Below are 16,679 nucleotides of genomic sequence, written 5' to 3'. Positions count from 1 at the left end.
ATGCATCGCGTGAGCGTGAGACCGTTCCAGCATCGCGAGGCCAACCAGTTGAAGGGCGACGAGCGCCGCGGTCAGCGCGAGAGCGACGATGTTGACGTTACGCACGTTCGAATTTTGGCTGGCCGGCGGCCTGCTTGCACGCATCAAATCCGTGGGCATGTCCTGAAATATCCTTTTCGTTGCTGACCGGAATGATTTCATTCAAAGGCAATGTTTCATGCGGCGGCTGCACCAGGTGTCGATAGCGCCGCAACGCGCGCCGCGCGTCGATCTCGCGCTGTGCGCGGAACACCGCGCCTACCCGCGCGACAATGCTGCGGAACTTGCCGGCCAAACCAGGTGACATCGTTCGCATGACGATCTCCTCTCAACCTGTACGAGAGATTGCCGGGATTCAGTTTCGCTTGCAGTGAGTTGCTTCACACAACGATGGAAAGCGCCGAACAACAGATCGTGGGACGTTTCGTAGGCGAGAACGCCGAAAATCGCGTCATTCGATCGAACGACGCGCGATAACTTTCTAATGATGCTTCTGATTGAACCTGTTGCGAGCTGGTGCGACTCGCATCGCGCCTCGGAGACGCGTCAGTGCACGAGCGGATTGGAGAATCCAGCTGCGAGCTTGACGAGATCGGCTTGACGAGAAACGCCGGTCTTGGCGAACACGCGATGCAGATGCGTCTTCACCGTCGTCTCCGCGATGCCGAGCGCAATTGCCGTCTCCGGCACGCCGCCGACCTCGACGATCGACTGCAAGACCCTGAGCTCCGCAGGCGTGAGGTCGAACGCGCGATCGATCACGCCGGCAGACGAGCGGCCGTCGGGTTCCGCTTTCAAGACGAACAAGGCGCCGACGGCCGAACTGCGCTCCGCCGCACCTTCGCGCAGCAGCGACGGCAGCGCGATGACGTGCGCGACGTAGTACGAACCGTCATGCGACAGCAGCGGAATTTTCCGCCCCGACGATGCCGCCAACGCGACTTCGGCTGCGTCACGGAAGATATCGCGCAGGGCCGAATTTGCAGCGGAGGATCGTGCCACCAGCCGGCCCGCGACAGACCGCAGGACGTCATCGGCGGCCAGGATCGTCTCCGCGGCCGGATTGCTGTGGACGATATGACAGGCGGAATCGAGCAGGATGACGCCGGCATTCAGTCGGTCCACGACGTCGGCGAGTGCGATCGCGCGCTGCTGCTTCCGCTCGATCGCCCGGTTGATCAGCAGCGCCCGGCTCGCATGCGGAACCAGGAACTGCATCCGTGCCCGCTGCTCGGCGTCGAGCATTTCCCTGCCCGGGATCACGGTCATCAGCATCGGGCACGGCGACTTCGACTGCTCTAGCACCACATTGGCGACATCGACGCAGCCCTGGGGGCGCAGCCATTCCTGATAGAAGCGGCCGCCGCGATACTCGTCGAAATCGACGAGATCGGGGATATTGCGCACCTCGCCATAACGCGGAAGCCGGGCAAGTGGGTCGTACCGGGCGTAGGTCTCGGCATAGAGCTGAATGTAGCGCGGATCGACCCCACAGTAATAATGCGTCGCGCCTGATTTGCTGACGGGGTCCTTCGAGATCAGACCGCAGGCCTGGCTGCCGATGAAAGCGTTGAGCTTGATAACGAGATCGCTCCACAACTCAGGGTGTAGGCCCGCATCATAGATGGTCTCGATCAACTCGGACGGTTTCGGAGGTCGGGGCATCGGAAGAGCCAGTAGTGACACATGGAAATGGCGAGATATTCTTCATGCCCGGTGGCTTCTGTGAGTCTGTCGCGGCAGCGAAAGGTTCAACCCTGAAGGAATAATTAACGGCTCAGTTGACGAGCGGGTTTGAAAATCCAGCCGCAAGCTTGACGAGATCGGCCTGACGCGAAACGCCGGTCTTGGCGAACACGCGATGCAGATGCGTCTTCACGGTCGTTTCGGCGATGCCGAGCGCTGCCGCCGTCTCCGGGACGCCGCCGACCTCGACGATCGACAGGACCACGCGCAGCTCGGCCGGCGTGAGATCGAAGGTCCGCGCGATCAATTCGCCGTACGATTGTCCGCCGAGCGCGACCTTGCGCAGGAGAAGCGCACCGACAGCATCGACCACCCGCTCGCTGCCGTCCCGCAGGACGGACGACAGCGGCAGGATGTGCGCGACATAGCGCTCACCCGAGGGTGAGAGCAGCGGAAACGCAGGACTGTTTGCGGCTAGCGGGGCAATTTCATTGCGGGTCGCGAACGCTTCCCGCAGTCCTTGGTTAGCCTCCGCGCTGCTGGTCACGAGTTGCCCGGCAACGGACCGAACCAGATCGTCGGCCGCGAGCAAGGCGCGTCCTGCGGAATTCGCGTGCACCACCCGACAGAAGGCATCGAGCAGGAAGATGCCGCAGGCCAGATTGTCCAGGACATCCGCCAACGCTGTCGCCAGCGTCGGTTGCGAGGTCATGGCGCGGTTGATCAGCAACGCGCGGCTGGCGTGCGGCACGATCAGCGAGAGGCGGTGCTTCATCACCGGATCCACCATCCGGCGGCCCGACAGCACCGTCATCATCACGGGGCAGCTCGCATTCGAATTCTCGAGCACCACATTGGCCGCATCACTGCAGCCCTGCGGCTGCATCCATTCCCGGTAAAAGCGCCCGCGCCGATATTCATCGAAATTGACCAGCTCGGGGATGCTGACGATCCGGCCGTGCGGCGGCAGCACCGTGAGCGGGTCGAACTTCGAATGCGTCTCGGAATAGAGCTGGATGTAATGTGGGTCCGCCCCGCAATAATAGTGCGTGACGCCGGACTTGCTGATCGAATCCTTGGAAAACAGCCCGCAGGCCTGGCCGCCGACGAAGTCGCGGATGCCGGTGACGACATTATTCCACAGCGAGGGATCGAGCCCGGCATCGTAGATGGCCTCGACCAGATCGGGCAGCTTCCGTGGTCCGTGCATGGCTATAAATGGCCTGAGTGATCAATATCACCCAGCATACCACAGCCAAAAGATGCGGCATCCTCCGATCGGAGGACACGCCGGCCGGGCGGATGCAGCCCGGCCGGCGGGCGTCGCGCTCAAGCCGCCGGGGCTAATGCCGGCTCAGAACGCGACGCGAACGCCACCCTTCGCCGTGCCGGTGCGGCTCTGGTCGGACATCACCATTCCCTCGACCGCGCCGAACACGGACACGTTCTGGCCCGTGCGGTAGTCGAAGCCGAAGCCGGCGACCGCACCGACGGTGCTGCGGCTGCCCGGCGTCACGAACGACAGGTTCTGCCCGAGCAGCACGGTGTTGATGTTGGTGTCGCCGACGCGCTGAAGCGCGATGACGCCGCCATGGACATTGGCCTTGAGCTCACCGCCGGCGAGGCTGGTGATGCGCGAGAGATCGACTTCGCCGCGCTCCTCGAAATCCTGGAGCGTGCGGCCACTGACCGACAGCCCCTGCGCTGAACCGGTCTCGTTGTAGCCGTCGAAGCGACCCGCGACGTAGCGCAGCCGCGCTGTCGGCGTCAGCAGATAGCCATTGCCGATGTTGAGCCGGTAGCCATAGGCAGCCTCCGGGCTGACGTACCAGCCGCTGTAATTCGCGGTCGCCGTCTCCATGCCGCCGACCGCGGCATTGTTGAGCACCAGACGGCGCGATCTGTTGTTGGCATTGCCGCCCTGGATCGTGAAGTCGAAGAACTGCGCGGCCCATTCGAAGCGGCTGTAGACACCGGCGAAGACGTAGTTGGTGTCGACCGATTGCGAGTTGAGAGCGACCGAGAGACCACCCTGCCCGCCACCGAGGAAAGCGCCGACCATCCAGTTCGGCAGCACCTTGCGATCGATGCCGATCGCCCCGCCCCAGGCCGTTGAAGTCGCGCGCAACGTCGAGGCGGTCTCGTCCTGGATACGCTGGCCGCCAAAGCTGTTGGCCCAGACCGTGATCGGCGCGGGATCGGTCCACGGGCTATGCGGCGCCTTGGCGAAAGGACCAGCCTGCGCCGTCTCGGGCGCATAGGCCATTGCCATCATGTTGCTGCCGGCGGGCCCGGAACCGCCATTCAGACGGCCTTGCACCAGCGAGGACGCGCCGCTCGTAAAATCCATCAGCGTGCGGTCGGTCTGCGCCAGCGCGGTGGGATCGAGCGTTGCCAGCGTGGTGCCGGAGACAACCGACGGGCCGGTGAAGCTGCCAGCAGACGTATTGATGTTGATGGCTCCGTTGAAGTTGACAAAGGTCGGCAGCGCGACGGTGGTCAACGAGGATACCTTCGTATTCGGCGCGACAAGATTGACATTGACGACGTCATTGCCGAAGCCGAAATCGACCACGCCGTTGATCTTCGAGCCGGGCAGCAGAGTCAGCGTGTCGGCAAAGCTGGACAACTTGATCGCCGTACCACCGGTACCTGTGATCGTGCCGGAATTGACGATAGACGCCCCGTTGATCGACTCGATGCCCGTGTTGCCGGCAATGATTCCCGCATTGTTGACATTCGCGCCCGTCGCCAGAATGCCGGTGCCACCGCTGGCCGTCGCTCTGATGACGCCGGTGTTAATTACATTGGCCTGGTTCGCATTGACGCCGTTGGCAAGGGCCGTGATTGTTCCCGTATTGGTGACGTTCGCGAAGATCGCCCTGACTCCAAACTCCCCGGAAATAGTCCCCGCATTGTCAAGATTGACCGTGACCCCGCTCAGCGCCGCGGTCGAGCCCGTTCCCCCGGATATTTGTCCTGTGTTCCTCACGTTCACTGTTGTCGCCAGAATGGCGGCCGCGACACCCGATATGGTGCCGCTATTCACGACGTTCGCAGTCTGGCCGGCCCAGACCCCATATCTGCCGCCCGTGATCGTGCCGCCGTCGTTGGTCACTGTCGCCGTGTCGTCAGCCCGTATGCCGTCAAGCGTGGCTGAAATGGCTCCGGAGTTCACTACGACCGCCTTTTGGCTGGCTACGGCTATGCCGTCTACGCCGGTCGCCCGGATGGTCCCGCCGACGGCGTTGGTCACGTTCGCGGAGTTCGCACCCCGGATGCCGAAGGCGGGCGCCTCGATCGTGCCTGAGTTGGTGATCGTGACGGCATCGGCCGAGACCCCGACACCACCAAGGTTCATCGCCCGGATGCTGCCGTTGTTGGTGAGATTGACGGACGCGGCATCGATTCCGAAAAAGCCATTACCAAGAATGGCGCCGGAATTCACGACCGTGCCGAAGTTGAGACTCAGGCCCGTGTTGTCGCCAGTGACCGAAGCGCCTTGATCGATTCTGTAAGTGTTGCCTCTGTCGTTGACCGTACCGTAGCCGACAGTGCCGTTGGCATTGAGGGTCGCGCCCGTGCAGGTCACAATCGCATCGTTAACGGGTGCAGGCGGCGTGCAGGCGGCTTCCGCATGTTCGATCGCGATCCACGGCGCCAGCAGCAGCGTTAGTGCGGAGATCCGCAGCAGGCGGTGGTTGACGCTCGCAAGGAGCTTTCGCTTCATATCCATTCCCCGGTCGACACCCTTGGCCAGCATGCAGGCCCATTGCAGCCGGCCTCCTCCGACCGGACGAGGCCGGTCGCCGCGAATTGGATTCGCCATTCGCTAAAGTAGAACTGTCAGTCGCATTCGACTTGGACGGAGGCGACCGGACCACGGCTCAGAACGAACAGAAGCCGTTTCGTGGAGCACTGATGCAGAGTTGCGACACTGTCGCCGGCGAGCTCATGCCTGATCCCAGCCGATCTTCTCCGCATTCTCCGACCAGACCGCGGCGCGATAGATCTCGCGCCCGCCAGCATCCCGCACGCGGATCCAGGCATCACGATCGCGCAGATCGTCGCGCCAGACGAAGAGATGGCTTGCCATCTCGTTGGCCACCACGAACGTTGCTTCGGCGCATTCGAAGACCATGCCGCCCGGGTCGATCTTCACGATATTGCCGACCAGAAGGTCGAAGAAGAAACGGCGCATTCAATTCTCCGGCTGCCGACGCCGCACGCAACGCTGCATCATGATTTACTCCGCGCGCCGGGCCGCCTTGTGTGGTCCGCAATTCAGTCGCGCGCCGTCACGGCATCTCGCCGCTCCTGATGTCGCTTGGCGTCGCGTTATAGGTCCGCCGGAAGCAGCGGTTGAAATAAGAGAGGTCGCCGAAGCCGACGTCGTAGGCGATCGAGCTCACCGTGCGCTCGGCGTATTCCGGTTCCCGCAGCATGCGATGGGCGCGCTTGACGCGTTGATCGATCAGGAAGGAGGAGAACGTCTTGCCGTCCGCCTCGAACAGGCGCTGGAGATAACGCGGCGTCACGCCGAGCTCCTGGGCCACGGTGGCCACCGACAGATCCTGCCGCCAGCAATTGTTGGCAATGGAGACTTTTGCCTTCTGAAGCCGAGCCGCCTTGAGGCCGCGCCGTCCGGCCAGCTCCCGCGTCTCACCGGTGGCACCGAGGACGAGCGCCAGAAGGTCGTGCAGATGCCCGACCCCGAGCTGCCGCAAATTGGGCGACGCGAACACCTTCTCTCGCACCAGCGTCACCGCGTAGTCGACCAGCAGTCGAAGTCCCGTCGTGCTCTCCGGCATGACACGCATCACGGCGTCATCGACATCCACGATCATCGGCGCCAGCACGCGTCTCGGCACGCGCAGCGAGAAGCAGCTGCCCAGCGACAATCGCTCGAACGTCGTGACGTCCTCCGCGCTCGTCAGGACCGCCTCTCCTGCATGAAGGCTCAAATCGTGCCCTCGCTCGGATATTCCGAGAACGCCGGATCTGTTCACGACCAGGGCGAGGCTGTCGTCGCCATCGGCAACCAGCGGCTTGGTGCGAATGACCCGCGCTCCGCACAACCCTCCGATCAGCAACTGCGCTTCCGGCAAGACGTGGGATGTGAAGCTCGCTGCGGCCGGCTTTCCTTCCCTTGCCTCGACCTCCGCCTTCAACACCCCGCGGCAATAGAAATCGCGAAGGAGCGGGATGCGTTCGTTTTCTGGAATTTCGTTCGTCGAAACATTGAGAACGGAAAAATCAAACTTGCTGTTCACTGCAATCTCCCAACCGACGAGCAGGCCCGGCCACACGCTGTCGTTTCCTCTCACTCGCGTTTGATGCCCTCGCGGCATCCCTTTGCGGCGCTCGCTGCTCTTTCACTTTTCAGGAGCGCGTATACGAAAGTCGCAGATGCCGCGCGTCCTACATTCGGAGGACACCCGGAAGCTCAGCTCATCACAATGGATTGAGATCGGGGCGCGTAACGGCGAACCATATGAAATGGATCACACGGACTCATCACCGCCATTCGTTCGTCGCGCAAATGGAACGGCAAAGCCGGCTGCGATCTTGACCAGGTCGGCCTGCCTGCCGGCGCCGGTCTTCTCGAACAGGCGGCCGAGATGCGTCTTCACCGTCGTCTCGGCGATGCCGAGCTTTGCCGCAATCTCGGGAACGCCGCCAATCTCGACGATGGCCATCAGCACGCGCAGTTCGGACGGCGTCAGCCTGAAGGCCGTCGCGATCGCATCGGCTGCGAGCAATGGCGTCATGGAAGCCCTCTGAACGAAGAGCGCCGTGGCTGCAATATCTCGCGGCAGGCTGCGATCCCGCTTCAGCGAAAGGGCATGGAGCAGATAATGCTGCCCATCAATTGATGTCGCAAGCTCGATCTGACGGCGAGCAGCGGAATGTGCTCCGCGGTCTCCATTATCGATTTCGCACAGGCTGCGGAATATTTTGTCAGCCTGGGTGTTTCGGGCCACGATCCGGTCGCCGACCATTGCGAGCAGATTGGCATCGGCGAACAGCCGGCGACAGGCTGCGTTGGCATGCACGACCCGGCCGTCCGCGTCGAGCAGGCAGATCGCCGTGCTCAACCCGTCAAGGACATCGGCGAGGTCGTCCACAGTATGCGAGCGAGCCCCGATCTGCCGGCCCATGATCCTGGAACGCTGGATGTGCGGAGCAAGCAGCCGCATGCGCTCTCGCATCGGCTCATCGACCGTCCCGCGCGACCGGTGGCGCAACACCTGCAGGATCGTGGTGCGCGCGTCCGACTTCTCGAGCACGACGGTTGCAAGGTCTATCGCCCCTTGCGGTTCCACCCACTCGCGATAGAAGCTCGTCGCCAGAAAATCGGCATGGGGCATGACGTCGGTCACCCCGATGGTCTGCTCGGCCTCGAAAGTGAGATGACGATCGAGCAGAGGGTCGAGTTCGACATATCGGTCGCGATAAAGCTGACGAAAGCGGGATTCAGTTCCAAAATGCTGATGAATCTCGATCGAGAGCCTGGCCGAATCCCTGGAGAGGATGGTCGCGGCACACCCGCCGACGAAATGCGAAACCTGTTTCAAGGCCCCGCTGCGCAGCGTAGGATCGACCGCCGCGTCGTAGATCTCGCCGAGCAGGGACGAGAACCGATTTGCCTGGAGGATCGTCATCGGCCGGGCGACGCAATCTGCGTGTTGCCTGCGCACGCGAGAGAGAGCGCGAACCGGGAACGGGCGGAGGAGACGGGCCGGTCAATCGTCGCCTTCGACGATGGGAAAACGTTGCAACGAAATGCTGGAATATCGAACATCGTCCTTGCGTAACGTCAACCGCAGGATGCGGCTTGGACGTTTTCGCCAAAGACTAGGATAATTGCGAACAGCGCGCGGGCTGTGTGCGACGAGTCACGTGCCAGCGCGCGCCGCATCATTCTATCGCTGCCCATTCCGCCGGCTCCGCAGTCGGCTCGGGCAGTTTATTTCCGATTCTCCTCGCAGAATTTCAGCGCCGCCAGCGCTTCTCCGGCACGCGGGATCTGCATCTCGATGCTGTCGTCGTCATCGTCCTCGAAATCGATCGAGAGGCGTTTCGCCTTCGACAGCCGGTCCATCATCGACTGGTCATACTCGAAGATGCCGCGCACGGTGGTCTTGTCCATCACCTCCCACTTCGCCTTCTTCATGATGTCGGCGTCATCGGTCGCGACATCGGCCCGGAGGATCTCACCGACCTTGTCCCACTCCCAGCCGTCATAGATCATCACGATCACGATGGCCTTCTCGGAATAGGTAATCACGATGACGTAGTCGCGGTTCTCGTCATCCTTGTCCTTGTAGCCGCGGCTCGCATTGCAGTGGGTGTCCTGCGTACGCTTCTCGATGGTCCAGTCGCCGACCTTGGATTGTTGCGCCATTGCCGGCCTTGCAGTCAAAGCGGCTGCGCTCAAGGCCCCCGCAAGCAACCCGGCGGCGAAAAGGAATCGTTTCATGTCAGCCTCCAGCGGTTGCCCAGGCTGAGATGACCATCTCTGCCGGTGGCCCGCAAGCGTTTCAGGCGCCTGCGCAGAGCAGCGCCCGAGCCCTACTCCCGCCGCGGCACGATCGCGATCGGGGTGAAGGTGTAAACCTCCTCGTCGTTCTGGTTGAACATCGTCCATTTCACCAGCGCAATGCCCTGCGGCTTGGACTTCGACGGCGTCAGGCTCATGACCTCCCCGACCAGATGCAGGCGGTCATTGGGCCGCACCGGGATCGTCCAGCGCAGCCCGTCGACGCCGGCGCCGATCAGCGGATGCGGGCCGAAGGGGCGGGTCTGGATCGCGAGGTTCATGGCCATCGCCGCGGTGTGCCAGCCCGAGGCGGCGAGACCCCTGAACAGGGTTTCCTTGGCGGCCTCGTGGTCGAGGTGCATCGGTTGCGGATCGAACTCGGCTGCGAAACGTTTGATGTCGGCCTCGGTGACGTGAATCTCGGGGGATTTGAACCGCATTCCGATGGTGAGATCGTCGAACCAGGCGATCTGAGCCATGATTTTGCCTCGCAATGTGATGCGCCGCCTTCGCGGCTAATGGGCTGAGTACCAGCGCGATGTAGCGGCTCCGCGGCGCACAAACCAGCCCCGGGGTTCCCCACGAAACCCGTTTCCCGATGCGACGAAACACGCCTGAAACCGATGGGCGGTTATCTCGTTGTCAAAATCATACAGGGACGGCCACCATGCAATTTCTCCTCGACCTGATCTGCGATTATTCCTGTTGTCAGCACCTCGTCGCACTGCAGCCGCTGGAGGACGAACTATGATCGAGCTGATCTCGGCCCTGCTCGCCCTTTGCAGCATCGGCATTTTTGCAGCGCACGCGTTGGATGCTTATCGCACCACGCACTTCTGACCGCCTCGCACTTCGGGGCTAGAACGGCCGCCGGTAGAAGTGCTCGGAATGCGTCGCCGGGGGAAACCGGTTGGCGAGTGCGAGTGCACCCCTCTCGTCCGTCTCAAGTGCGATTTTCTGTGCGAGCATTACGTCGCCCGGAACGAGGAAACCCGACGGGACGAAGCACCACCCCATCGTTGCAATTCCGGCCTCGTCGACCTCGTGGACATTGGCGGCCGTGCCATAATGGATGCGATAGGTCTTGCCGCTATCACAGCCGGTGACATCGAAATACCGATACTGCTCGAATTGCGCGCGTTGCGCCGGCGACAGCCATTCGGCCAGAAGCCGGCGGCCGCGCGCATCCGGCGTGTTCTCGCCGAAGAACCGCCGGTAGAGTTCGCGCAGCGCATGCAGACGCGCACGCGCCGGCGCGCGGAGCCAGATTGCCGCGATCATGAGCAGCTCAGATCAACCGCCGACCAGGCGAGGATAGAACAGCGTTTCATGCGCGGTGGGGTCGAACGATCTGATACGGGTGACTTCGCCGGGCCCGGTTCGAAAGGCCGCGGTGAAGCCGGCGCCGGTCAGCTCCCGAAAACGCTGTTCGGCTCGCGCCAGCGCTTCGGCATTGTCGGGATCAAACTCGTGGCGCGTGTCGCCGGTCTGATCCATCACAATCTGGGTTGCCATCTTGAGTCTCCTCATGCCCAGCCCTGAACCTGTTCAAAGCAAACCTCATGCCGTCAGTTCCTGACCGCATGAACTTTCTCTTTGTGCAGCCCGGCAGGACCCCAAGAAAAACTCAACGGGACGCCGCCGCGCCGCCACCTTGGTCGATCTGGCGCCCCATCAGCGCAATTGCCTTTTGGTACACGCCGGCCGCATTCCACGCCTGGATGGCGGCGAAATTCGGTTCGCCCGGCTGGTAACCGGCTCCCGCCCGCCAGCCATTGGCCTTCAGGAAGTTCGCGGTCGAGCTCAACGCGTTGGCGGCGACCTCGAGATTGCCGGTGCCATAGGCCAGGATGTTCTTGGGCATGAACTGGGTCTGGCCGACCTCGCCATGCATGGAGCCCCGGGTCGATCCCGACAGCGTGCCGCGATCGATCAGCTTCAGCGCCGCATAGAGCTGCTCGGTAAAGAATTCGGGACGGCGGCAGTCATAGGCAAGGGTCGCAATCGACGACAGCATGTTCTGGTTGCCGCGCTGGCTGCCGAAACCGGTCTCCATCCCCCAGATCGCGATCAGCGGCCCGGGCGGCACGCCGTAGCGTTGCTCGATCGAAGCGAACAGCGCGGCCTGCGACTGTTTCAGCGACCGGCCGCGCGCGACGATGGTGGTGGCGCCGCGCTTGGCCAGGAACTGCTCGAGCGACAGCGAAAAGCTGTGCTGGCTGCGGTCGGCCCCGATCGTGGCGCTGGCGTAATTGGTCTGCATCAAGGCCGCGAGCGCGGCCTGGCCGATGCCTTTGCCCTGCGCCTCCGCGCCGAACTCGCGCTTCCAGGCCTCAAACCCGGCCGGCGAGCTGCCGCATTGCGCGGCTTCGGCCGTGGTTATCAAGGATATGGGCGCCAGACAAAAGAGCAGCGCCACTGCGCCAAAAACCACTCCCGCAACGGCACTGCCCCTGATCATATATTCCTCCCGTTCCGCCGCAATCCGATGCCCGAGCTTAGCCGCTCGAAGGCGGCGACTCCATGGCTGGATCATACGACAATTCGAGGCCTTCCAGATCGCCGTCCTTGCGCCATCTTTCGAGCAGCCGCAGGAACGCCACCGGGCCGCGCCAATATTGGCTGTTTCTGGCTGCGATGGGATCGAACACGCCTTCGTTGTTGTAATAGCCGGGCGTGCATTCGGCGAGATAGGTCTGGCGGCCGAGCGCGGCTTTCACGACCTCCTCGACCCAGGCATTCTCGGCGGCGGGAGTCGGCTCCAGCGTCCGGGCTTTGCGCTTGCGCGCCTCGGCAATCACATAGGCGATGTGCTGCGACTGCGCGTCGATGATGTGCGGGAAGTTGGCGCTCTGGCCGGCCTGCACCGTGACGATCTGGAAGCAGTTCGGGAAGCCGCAGCTGTAGAAGCCGTGCAGCGTCTTGACGCCGTCACGCCATCGTTCGGACAGGCTGATGCCGTCGCGCCCATACACCTCGAAGCCCATGCGGCGGGCGTAATCGGTGCCGACCTCGAAGCCGCTGGCATAGATCAGGCAGTCGAGCTCGTAAGCCTTGCCGTCGACCACGACGGCATTCCCGGTGATCCGCTCGACGCCCTGCCCTTTGGTATCGACGAGATGCACGCTGGGACGATTGAATGTGTCGAGATATTCGTCATGGAAACATGGCCGCTTGCAGAACGCCTTGTACCAGGGTTTTAGCGCCGAAGCAGTCGCCTCGTCCTTCACGATGGAATCGACGCGCGCGCGGATCTCCTCCATCTTGCGATAGTCGGCCTGCTCGATGACCTTCAGCGCCTCTTCCATCGAGGTCACCGGCTGCGGCTGGCGGCGCGGCGCCAGCAGGATCTCGCCGAGCAGCCCGGTCCAGCCATCCTGCACGAGATCCTGCTCGAATGGCTCGCCCGAGATCACCGCGGTGAAATTGTCCATGCGCTCGCGCTGCCAGCCGGGCTTGAGCCCCTGCGCCCAGCCCTGATCCGTCGGGCGATCGTCGCGCACGCCGATCGCCGATGGCGTGCGCTGGAAGACGTAGAGCTCTTTGGCCGAGCGGCCGAGATGCGGCACGCATTGCACGGCGGTGGCGCCGGTGCCGATGATGCCGACGCGCTTGTCGGCAAGTCCGGTGAGACCGCCTTCAGCGGTGCCTCCAGTGTAGCCATAATCCCAGCGGCTGGTGTGGAAGCTGTGTCCCCTAAAGCTCTCGATACCGGGAATGCCCGGCAGCTTCGGTCGGCTCAGCGGCCCGCCGGCGAGGATGACGAAGCGCGCGCGGATGCGATCACCGCGATCGGTCTCGACCAGCCAGCGTGCGTCCTGCTCCTGCCATGCCATGCGCGAGATCACGGTCTGAAACAGCGCACGCTCATAGAGATCGAAGTGACGGCCGATGCGGCGCGAGTGTTCGTAGATTTCGGGGGCCCGCGCATATTTGCGCACCGGCATGTAGCCGGTCTCCTCCAGCAGCGGCAGATAGATGTAGCTCTCGGTATCGCAGGCGGCACCGGGGTAGCGATTCCAGTACCAGGTGCCGCCGAAATCGGCGGCCTTTTCCACGATCCGGAAATCATCGATGCCGGCCGCGCGCAGACGCGCGCCGCACAGCAAACCACCGAAGCCGCCGCCGACGATGAGCACCTCGGTCTGTTCGCTGAGAGGTGCCCGCGCGAATCCGGAATCGGCCCAGGGATCGTCGAGATAGCGCCCGAACTCGCCTGTTACCTCGACATATTGCGCCTTGCCCTCGGTACGCAGGCGGCGATCGCGCTCGTCGCGATAGCGCGCGCGGAGGGCCGTGATGTCGATCGTAGATTCGCCGGCTGCACCGGTCTTGTGTCTTTCCGCTGGCATCCGTTTCCTCCCCGGCGAACGCTGCTTCGCCGGCAGCTCGCGTCACGTTAGCCCTGAAAAAGTGACGCACGCAATCACATCCCTCGCTTTTTGGGTGAACGTCGCGCGGCGTTCCGCTAACCTCGCGCGCAATCACAAGCGTACGCCATGCAACGACATGGCGGTCCGGAGGAAACGATGCAGGGATTGATGATGGACATGCCGCTCCTGATCAGCGGCTTGATCCAGTATGCCGCCGACTATCACGGCGAAGCGGAGATCGTCGCGCGCGAGATCGAGGGCGACATCCATCGCTACACCTATGCGGACGCCCATCCGCGCATCAAGCGCATGGCGCTGGCCCTGAAGCGGCTCGGCATGAAGCCCGGCGACCGCGTCGGCACGCTCGCCTGGAATACCCACCGCCATTTCGAGATGTTCTACGCGGCACCGGGCATGGGTTATGTGCTTCACACCGTCAACCCGCGGCTTTTTCCCGAACAACTCGTCTACATCGTCAACCACGCCGAGGACCGGCTGCTGTTCATCGACCGCGCCACGCTGCCGATCGTGGAGGCGATCGCGCCGCAGCTCAAGTCGATCGAAGCCTATGTCGTGATGTCCTCGCGCGAGCGGATGCCGGAGACGAAGCTTGCCAACGTCCATTGCTACGAGGAGCTTCTGGACAGGGAGAACGACGCCGACTTCGCCTGGCCGGAGTTCGACGAGAAGTCGGCCTCCACGATCTGCTACACCTCCGGCACCACCGGCAATCCCAAGGGCGTGATCTATTCGCACCGCGCCGCGATTCTGCAGACCATGACCTGCTCCAGCTTCGACTTTCTGCCGGGCCATCTCGAAGGCGTGCGCGAGGTGATGATGCCGATGGCGCCGCTGTTCCACGGCAACGGCTGGAACATGCCGTTCACCGCGCCCTACACCGGCTCGAAGCTGGTGCTGCCCGGCCGCAATTACGAACCCGACAAGCTCTATGAACTGCTCGAAGGCGAGAAGGTGACGCTGTCGGCGGGTGTGCCGAGCTTCTGGCTGATCCTGCTCGACTGGCTCGGACGTACCGGCAACAAATTCTCCACCCTGCGCGCGACGCTGTCGTCGGGCTCGGCGCCGCCGCGCGCGATGGTCGAGAAGCTCAAGCGCGAATACGACATCGACTACATCCAGGCGTGGGGGATGACCGAGGCCTTGGGCTGCTCGATGCCGGGCTTGCGGCCGGGCTCGGAGCATCTCGGCGACAAGGAGAAATTCGACCGCCGCCAGGTATCCGGCCGCGCCTGTTTCGGCACCGCCTTGCGCATCGTCGATGACGCCGGCAACGAGCTGCCGCGCGACGGCAAGAGCGTCGGCCATCTTCGCGCGCGAGGAGCGTGGGTTGCATCCGGCTACATGAAGCTCGACGAAGGCCTCGACCGCGACGGCTGGCTGATCACCGGCGACATGGCGGTGATCGATCCGCAGGGCCACGTCACGCTGACCGACCGCTCCAAGGACGTGATCAAGTCCGGCGGCGAATGGATCTCATCGATCCAGCTCGAAGACGTCGCCCTGTCGCATCCCGATGTGCTGCAGGCCGCCGTGGTCGCGATCGCCCATGACAAATGGCAGGAGCGGCCCCTGCTCCTCGTCGTCCGCAAGAAGGGCGCGACCGTCGACGGCAAGACGCTGCTCGACCACATGCGCCCGAAGATCGCGAACTGGTGGATGCCGGATGCCGTCGAATTCCTGGACGAATTCCCGATGACCGGCACCGGCAAGGTGCTCAAATCGGCGCTGCGCGAGAAATTCCGGGAGTACCGCGTCGCCTGAGCCGATCGCGCAGCGGCCCGTCCATCGATCGAGGAGACCCGAGATGCTCTACCCGATGTCGCCAAAAGTCGTCGAGCTCAAGCGCAAGCTCGAGAGCTTCATGGACCGGCACATCTACTCGAACGAGGAGCGCTTCTATCGCGAGGCGGAAGAACTCGGCCCCTGGAAGGTCTATCCCGTGGTCGAGGAGTTGAAGCCGCTGGCGCGCGCGGAGGGTCTCTGGAACCTGTTCCTGCCGGAATCCGGCCACGGCGCGGGCCTGACCAATCTCGAATATGCCCCGCTCTGCGAGGTCATGGGCCGCTCGCATCTCGCGCCCGAAGTGTTCAACTGCTCGGCGCCCGACACCGGCAACATGGAGGTGCTGCAGCGCTACGGCACGGAGAAGGACAAGGAACGTTGGCTGAAGCCGCTGCTCGCAGGCGAAATCCGCTCCTGCTTCGCCATGACCGAACCTGCCGTCGCCTCATCGGACGCGACCAACATCGAGAGCTCGATCGTGCGCGACGGCGACCATTACGTCATCAACGGCCGCAAATGGTACACGACCAACGCCACCGACCCCCGCTGCAAGATCTGCATCTTCATGGGCAAGACCGATCCTGACAATGCCGACCGCCACAAGCAGCAATCCATGATCCTGGTGCCGATGGACACGCCGGGCATTGAGGTGAAACGTGCCCTGCCGGTGTTCGGATTCTACGGCGTGCCCGACCGTGCCTCGGAGGTCATCTTCACCAATGTGCGGGTACCCAAAGAGAACATGCTGCTCGGCGAAGGCCGCGGCTTCGAGATCGCGCAAGGGCGCCTTGGCCCCGGCCGCATCCACCACTGCATGCGGCTGATCGGGCTCTCCGAACGCACGCTGGAAAAGATGTGCCGCCGGGTGCGCAGCCGCGTCGCCTTCGGCAAGCCGGTTTCCGAGCAGACGGTGACGCAGGAACGCATCGCCGAAGCTCGCATCATGATCGAGCAGGCCCGGCTGCTGACGCTCAACGCTGCCTACGCGATGGACATCGTCGGCAACAAGGTGGCGAAAGCCGAGATTGCGATGATCAAGGTCGCCGTGCCCAACATGGCCTGCCAGATCATTGACTGGGCGATCCAGGCGCATGGCGGCGGCGGCACCTCGAACGATTTCGGATTGACGCAGGCCTATGCGACCGCCCGGCTGCTACGTCTCGCCGACGGCCCGGACGAGGTCCATCGCAATCAGATCGCACGGTTCGAGCTGAAGAAATATTCCAACGCGTAGA

At 63.2% G+C, this 16,679-nt stretch carries 15 protein-coding genes; 2 read left to right on the top strand and 13 right to left on the bottom strand.

Annotated features, from left to right (window positions below):
- Positions 1-97 precede the first annotated feature (97 nt).
- The 13 genes from IVB31_RS04260 to IVB31_RS04195 all read right to left on the bottom strand — a co-directional run bounded on the left by IVB31_RS04260 (position 98) and on the right by IVB31_RS04195 (position 13,620).
- Positions 98-355 carry a hypothetical protein gene (locus tag IVB31_RS04260; RefSeq protein WP_247318871.1) on the bottom strand — a complete coding sequence of 86 codons (258 nt, stop codon included), beginning with the start codon at positions 353-355 and terminating at the stop codon, positions 98-100.
- 230 nt (positions 356-585) lie between these two features.
- Entirely contained in the window at positions 586-1,704 is a 1,119-nt protein-coding gene (locus IVB31_RS04255; protein ID WP_247318870.1) for a helix-turn-helix transcriptional regulator, read from the bottom strand.
- A gap of 112 nt (positions 1,705-1,816) precedes the next feature.
- Complete coding sequence (locus IVB31_RS04250) at positions 1,817-2,935, bottom strand: helix-turn-helix transcriptional regulator (RefSeq protein WP_247318869.1); 1,119 nt, start codon at positions 2,933-2,935, stop codon at positions 1,817-1,819.
- Positions 2,936-3,079: 144 nt separating this feature from the next.
- Positions 3,080-5,455 carry an autotransporter outer membrane beta-barrel domain-containing protein gene (locus IVB31_RS04245; protein ID WP_247318868.1) on the bottom strand — a complete coding sequence of 792 codons (2,376 nt, stop codon included), beginning with the start codon at positions 5,453-5,455 and terminating at the stop codon, positions 3,080-3,082.
- A gap of 222 nt (positions 5,456-5,677) precedes the next feature.
- Positions 5,678-5,926 carry a hypothetical protein gene (locus IVB31_RS04240; protein ID WP_247318867.1) on the bottom strand — a complete coding sequence of 83 codons (249 nt, stop codon included), beginning with the start codon at positions 5,924-5,926 and terminating at the stop codon, positions 5,678-5,680.
- A gap of 97 nt (positions 5,927-6,023) precedes the next feature.
- Positions 6,024-6,998, bottom strand: coding sequence for a helix-turn-helix transcriptional regulator (locus IVB31_RS04235; protein ID WP_346730848.1), 975 nt, complete (start codon positions 6,996-6,998; stop codon positions 6,024-6,026).
- Between the two features lie 231 nt (positions 6,999-7,229).
- Entirely contained in the window at positions 7,230-8,390 is a 1,161-nt protein-coding gene (locus IVB31_RS04225; protein ID WP_247318864.1) for a LuxR C-terminal-related transcriptional regulator, read from the bottom strand.
- Between the two features lie 305 nt (positions 8,391-8,695).
- Positions 8,696-9,208, bottom strand: coding sequence for a hypothetical protein (locus tag IVB31_RS04220; RefSeq protein ID WP_247318862.1), 513 nt, complete (start codon positions 9,206-9,208; stop codon positions 8,696-8,698).
- A gap of 92 nt (positions 9,209-9,300) precedes the next feature.
- Complete coding sequence (locus IVB31_RS04215) at positions 9,301-9,747, bottom strand: MaoC family dehydratase (protein WP_247318860.1); 447 nt, start codon at positions 9,745-9,747, stop codon at positions 9,301-9,303.
- A 379-nt stretch (positions 9,748-10,126) separates the two neighbouring features.
- Positions 10,127-10,549, bottom strand: coding sequence for a hypothetical protein (locus IVB31_RS04210; RefSeq protein WP_247318858.1), 423 nt, complete (start codon positions 10,547-10,549; stop codon positions 10,127-10,129).
- Between the two features lie 12 nt (positions 10,550-10,561).
- Entirely contained in the window at positions 10,562-10,783 is a 222-nt protein-coding gene (locus tag IVB31_RS04205; RefSeq protein ID WP_247318852.1) for a hypothetical protein, read from the bottom strand.
- Between the two features lie 112 nt (positions 10,784-10,895).
- Positions 10,896-11,729, bottom strand: a complete 834-nt coding sequence (locus tag IVB31_RS04200) for a lytic murein transglycosylase (RefSeq protein ID WP_247318850.1) — start codon at positions 11,727-11,729, stop codon at positions 10,896-10,898.
- A gap of 37 nt (positions 11,730-11,766) precedes the next feature.
- The gene (locus IVB31_RS04195; RefSeq protein ID WP_247318849.1) at positions 11,767-13,620 is read right to left on the bottom strand and encodes an NAD(P)/FAD-dependent oxidoreductase; all 1,854 of its coding nucleotides are present in this window, start codon (positions 13,618-13,620) and stop codon (positions 11,767-11,769) included.
- Positions 13,621-13,797: 177 nt separating this feature from the next.
- Between IVB31_RS04195 and IVB31_RS04190 the strand changes: the two genes are divergently transcribed.
- Entirely contained in the window at positions 13,798-15,423 is a 1,626-nt protein-coding gene (locus tag IVB31_RS04190; protein WP_247318847.1) for a long-chain fatty acid--CoA ligase, read from the top strand.
- Between the two features lie 43 nt (positions 15,424-15,466).
- On the top strand, positions 15,467-16,678 hold the full coding sequence (locus IVB31_RS04185) for an acyl-CoA dehydrogenase family protein (protein ID WP_247318844.1): 1,212 nt from the start codon (positions 15,467-15,469) through the stop codon (positions 16,676-16,678).
- The last annotated feature ends 1 nt before the right edge of the window (position 16,679 follow it).

The sequence above is a fragment of the Bradyrhizobium sp. 21 genome (genome assembly GCF_023073335.1).
Classification (GTDB): Bacteria; Pseudomonadota; Alphaproteobacteria; order Rhizobiales; family Xanthobacteraceae; genus Bradyrhizobium.
This window is presented reverse-complemented; position numbering and strand designations above follow the sequence as displayed.

Bases quoted from the DNA above. Each gene is read 5' to 3' on its own strand.
- IVB31_RS04260 (WP_247318871.1), bottom strand. From the start codon at position 355: ATGCGAACGATGTCACCTGGTTTGGCCGGCAAGTTCCGCAGCATTGTC.
- IVB31_RS04255 (WP_247318870.1), bottom strand. From the start codon at position 1,704: ATGCCCCGACCTCCGAAACCGTCCGAGTTGATCGAGACCATCTATGAT.
- IVB31_RS04250 (WP_247318869.1), bottom strand. From the start codon at position 2,935: ATGCACGGACCACGGAAGCTGCCCGATCTGGTCGAGGCCATCTACGAT.
- IVB31_RS04245 (WP_247318868.1), bottom strand. From the start codon at position 5,455: ATGAAGCGAAAGCTCCTTGCGAGCGTCAACCACCGCCTGCTGCGGATC.
- IVB31_RS04240 (WP_247318867.1), bottom strand. From the start codon at position 5,926: ATGCGCCGTTTCTTCTTCGACCTTCTGGTCGGCAATATCGTGAAGATC.
- IVB31_RS04225 (WP_247318864.1), bottom strand. From the start codon at position 8,390: ATGACGATCCTCCAGGCAAATCGGTTCTCGTCCCTGCTCGGCGAGATC.
- IVB31_RS04220 (WP_247318862.1), bottom strand. From the start codon at position 9,208: ATGAAACGATTCCTTTTCGCCGCCGGGTTGCTTGCGGGGGCCTTGAGC.
- IVB31_RS04215 (WP_247318860.1), bottom strand. From the start codon at position 9,747: ATGGCTCAGATCGCCTGGTTCGACGATCTCACCATCGGAATGCGGTTC.
- IVB31_RS04210 (WP_247318858.1), bottom strand. From the start codon at position 10,549: ATGATCGCGGCAATCTGGCTCCGCGCGCCGGCGCGTGCGCGTCTGCAT.
- IVB31_RS04205 (WP_247318852.1), bottom strand. From the start codon at position 10,783: ATGGCAACCCAGATTGTGATGGATCAGACCGGCGACACGCGCCACGAG.
- IVB31_RS04200 (WP_247318850.1), bottom strand. From the start codon at position 11,729: ATGATCAGGGGCAGTGCCGTTGCGGGAGTGGTTTTTGGCGCAGTGGCG.
- IVB31_RS04195 (WP_247318849.1), bottom strand. From the start codon at position 13,620: ATGCCAGCGGAAAGACACAAGACCGGTGCAGCCGGCGAATCTACGATC.
- IVB31_RS04190 (WP_247318847.1), top strand. From the start codon at position 13,798: ATGCAGGGATTGATGATGGACATGCCGCTCCTGATCAGCGGCTTGATC.
- IVB31_RS04185 (WP_247318844.1), top strand. From the start codon at position 15,467: ATGCTCTACCCGATGTCGCCAAAAGTCGTCGAGCTCAAGCGCAAGCTC.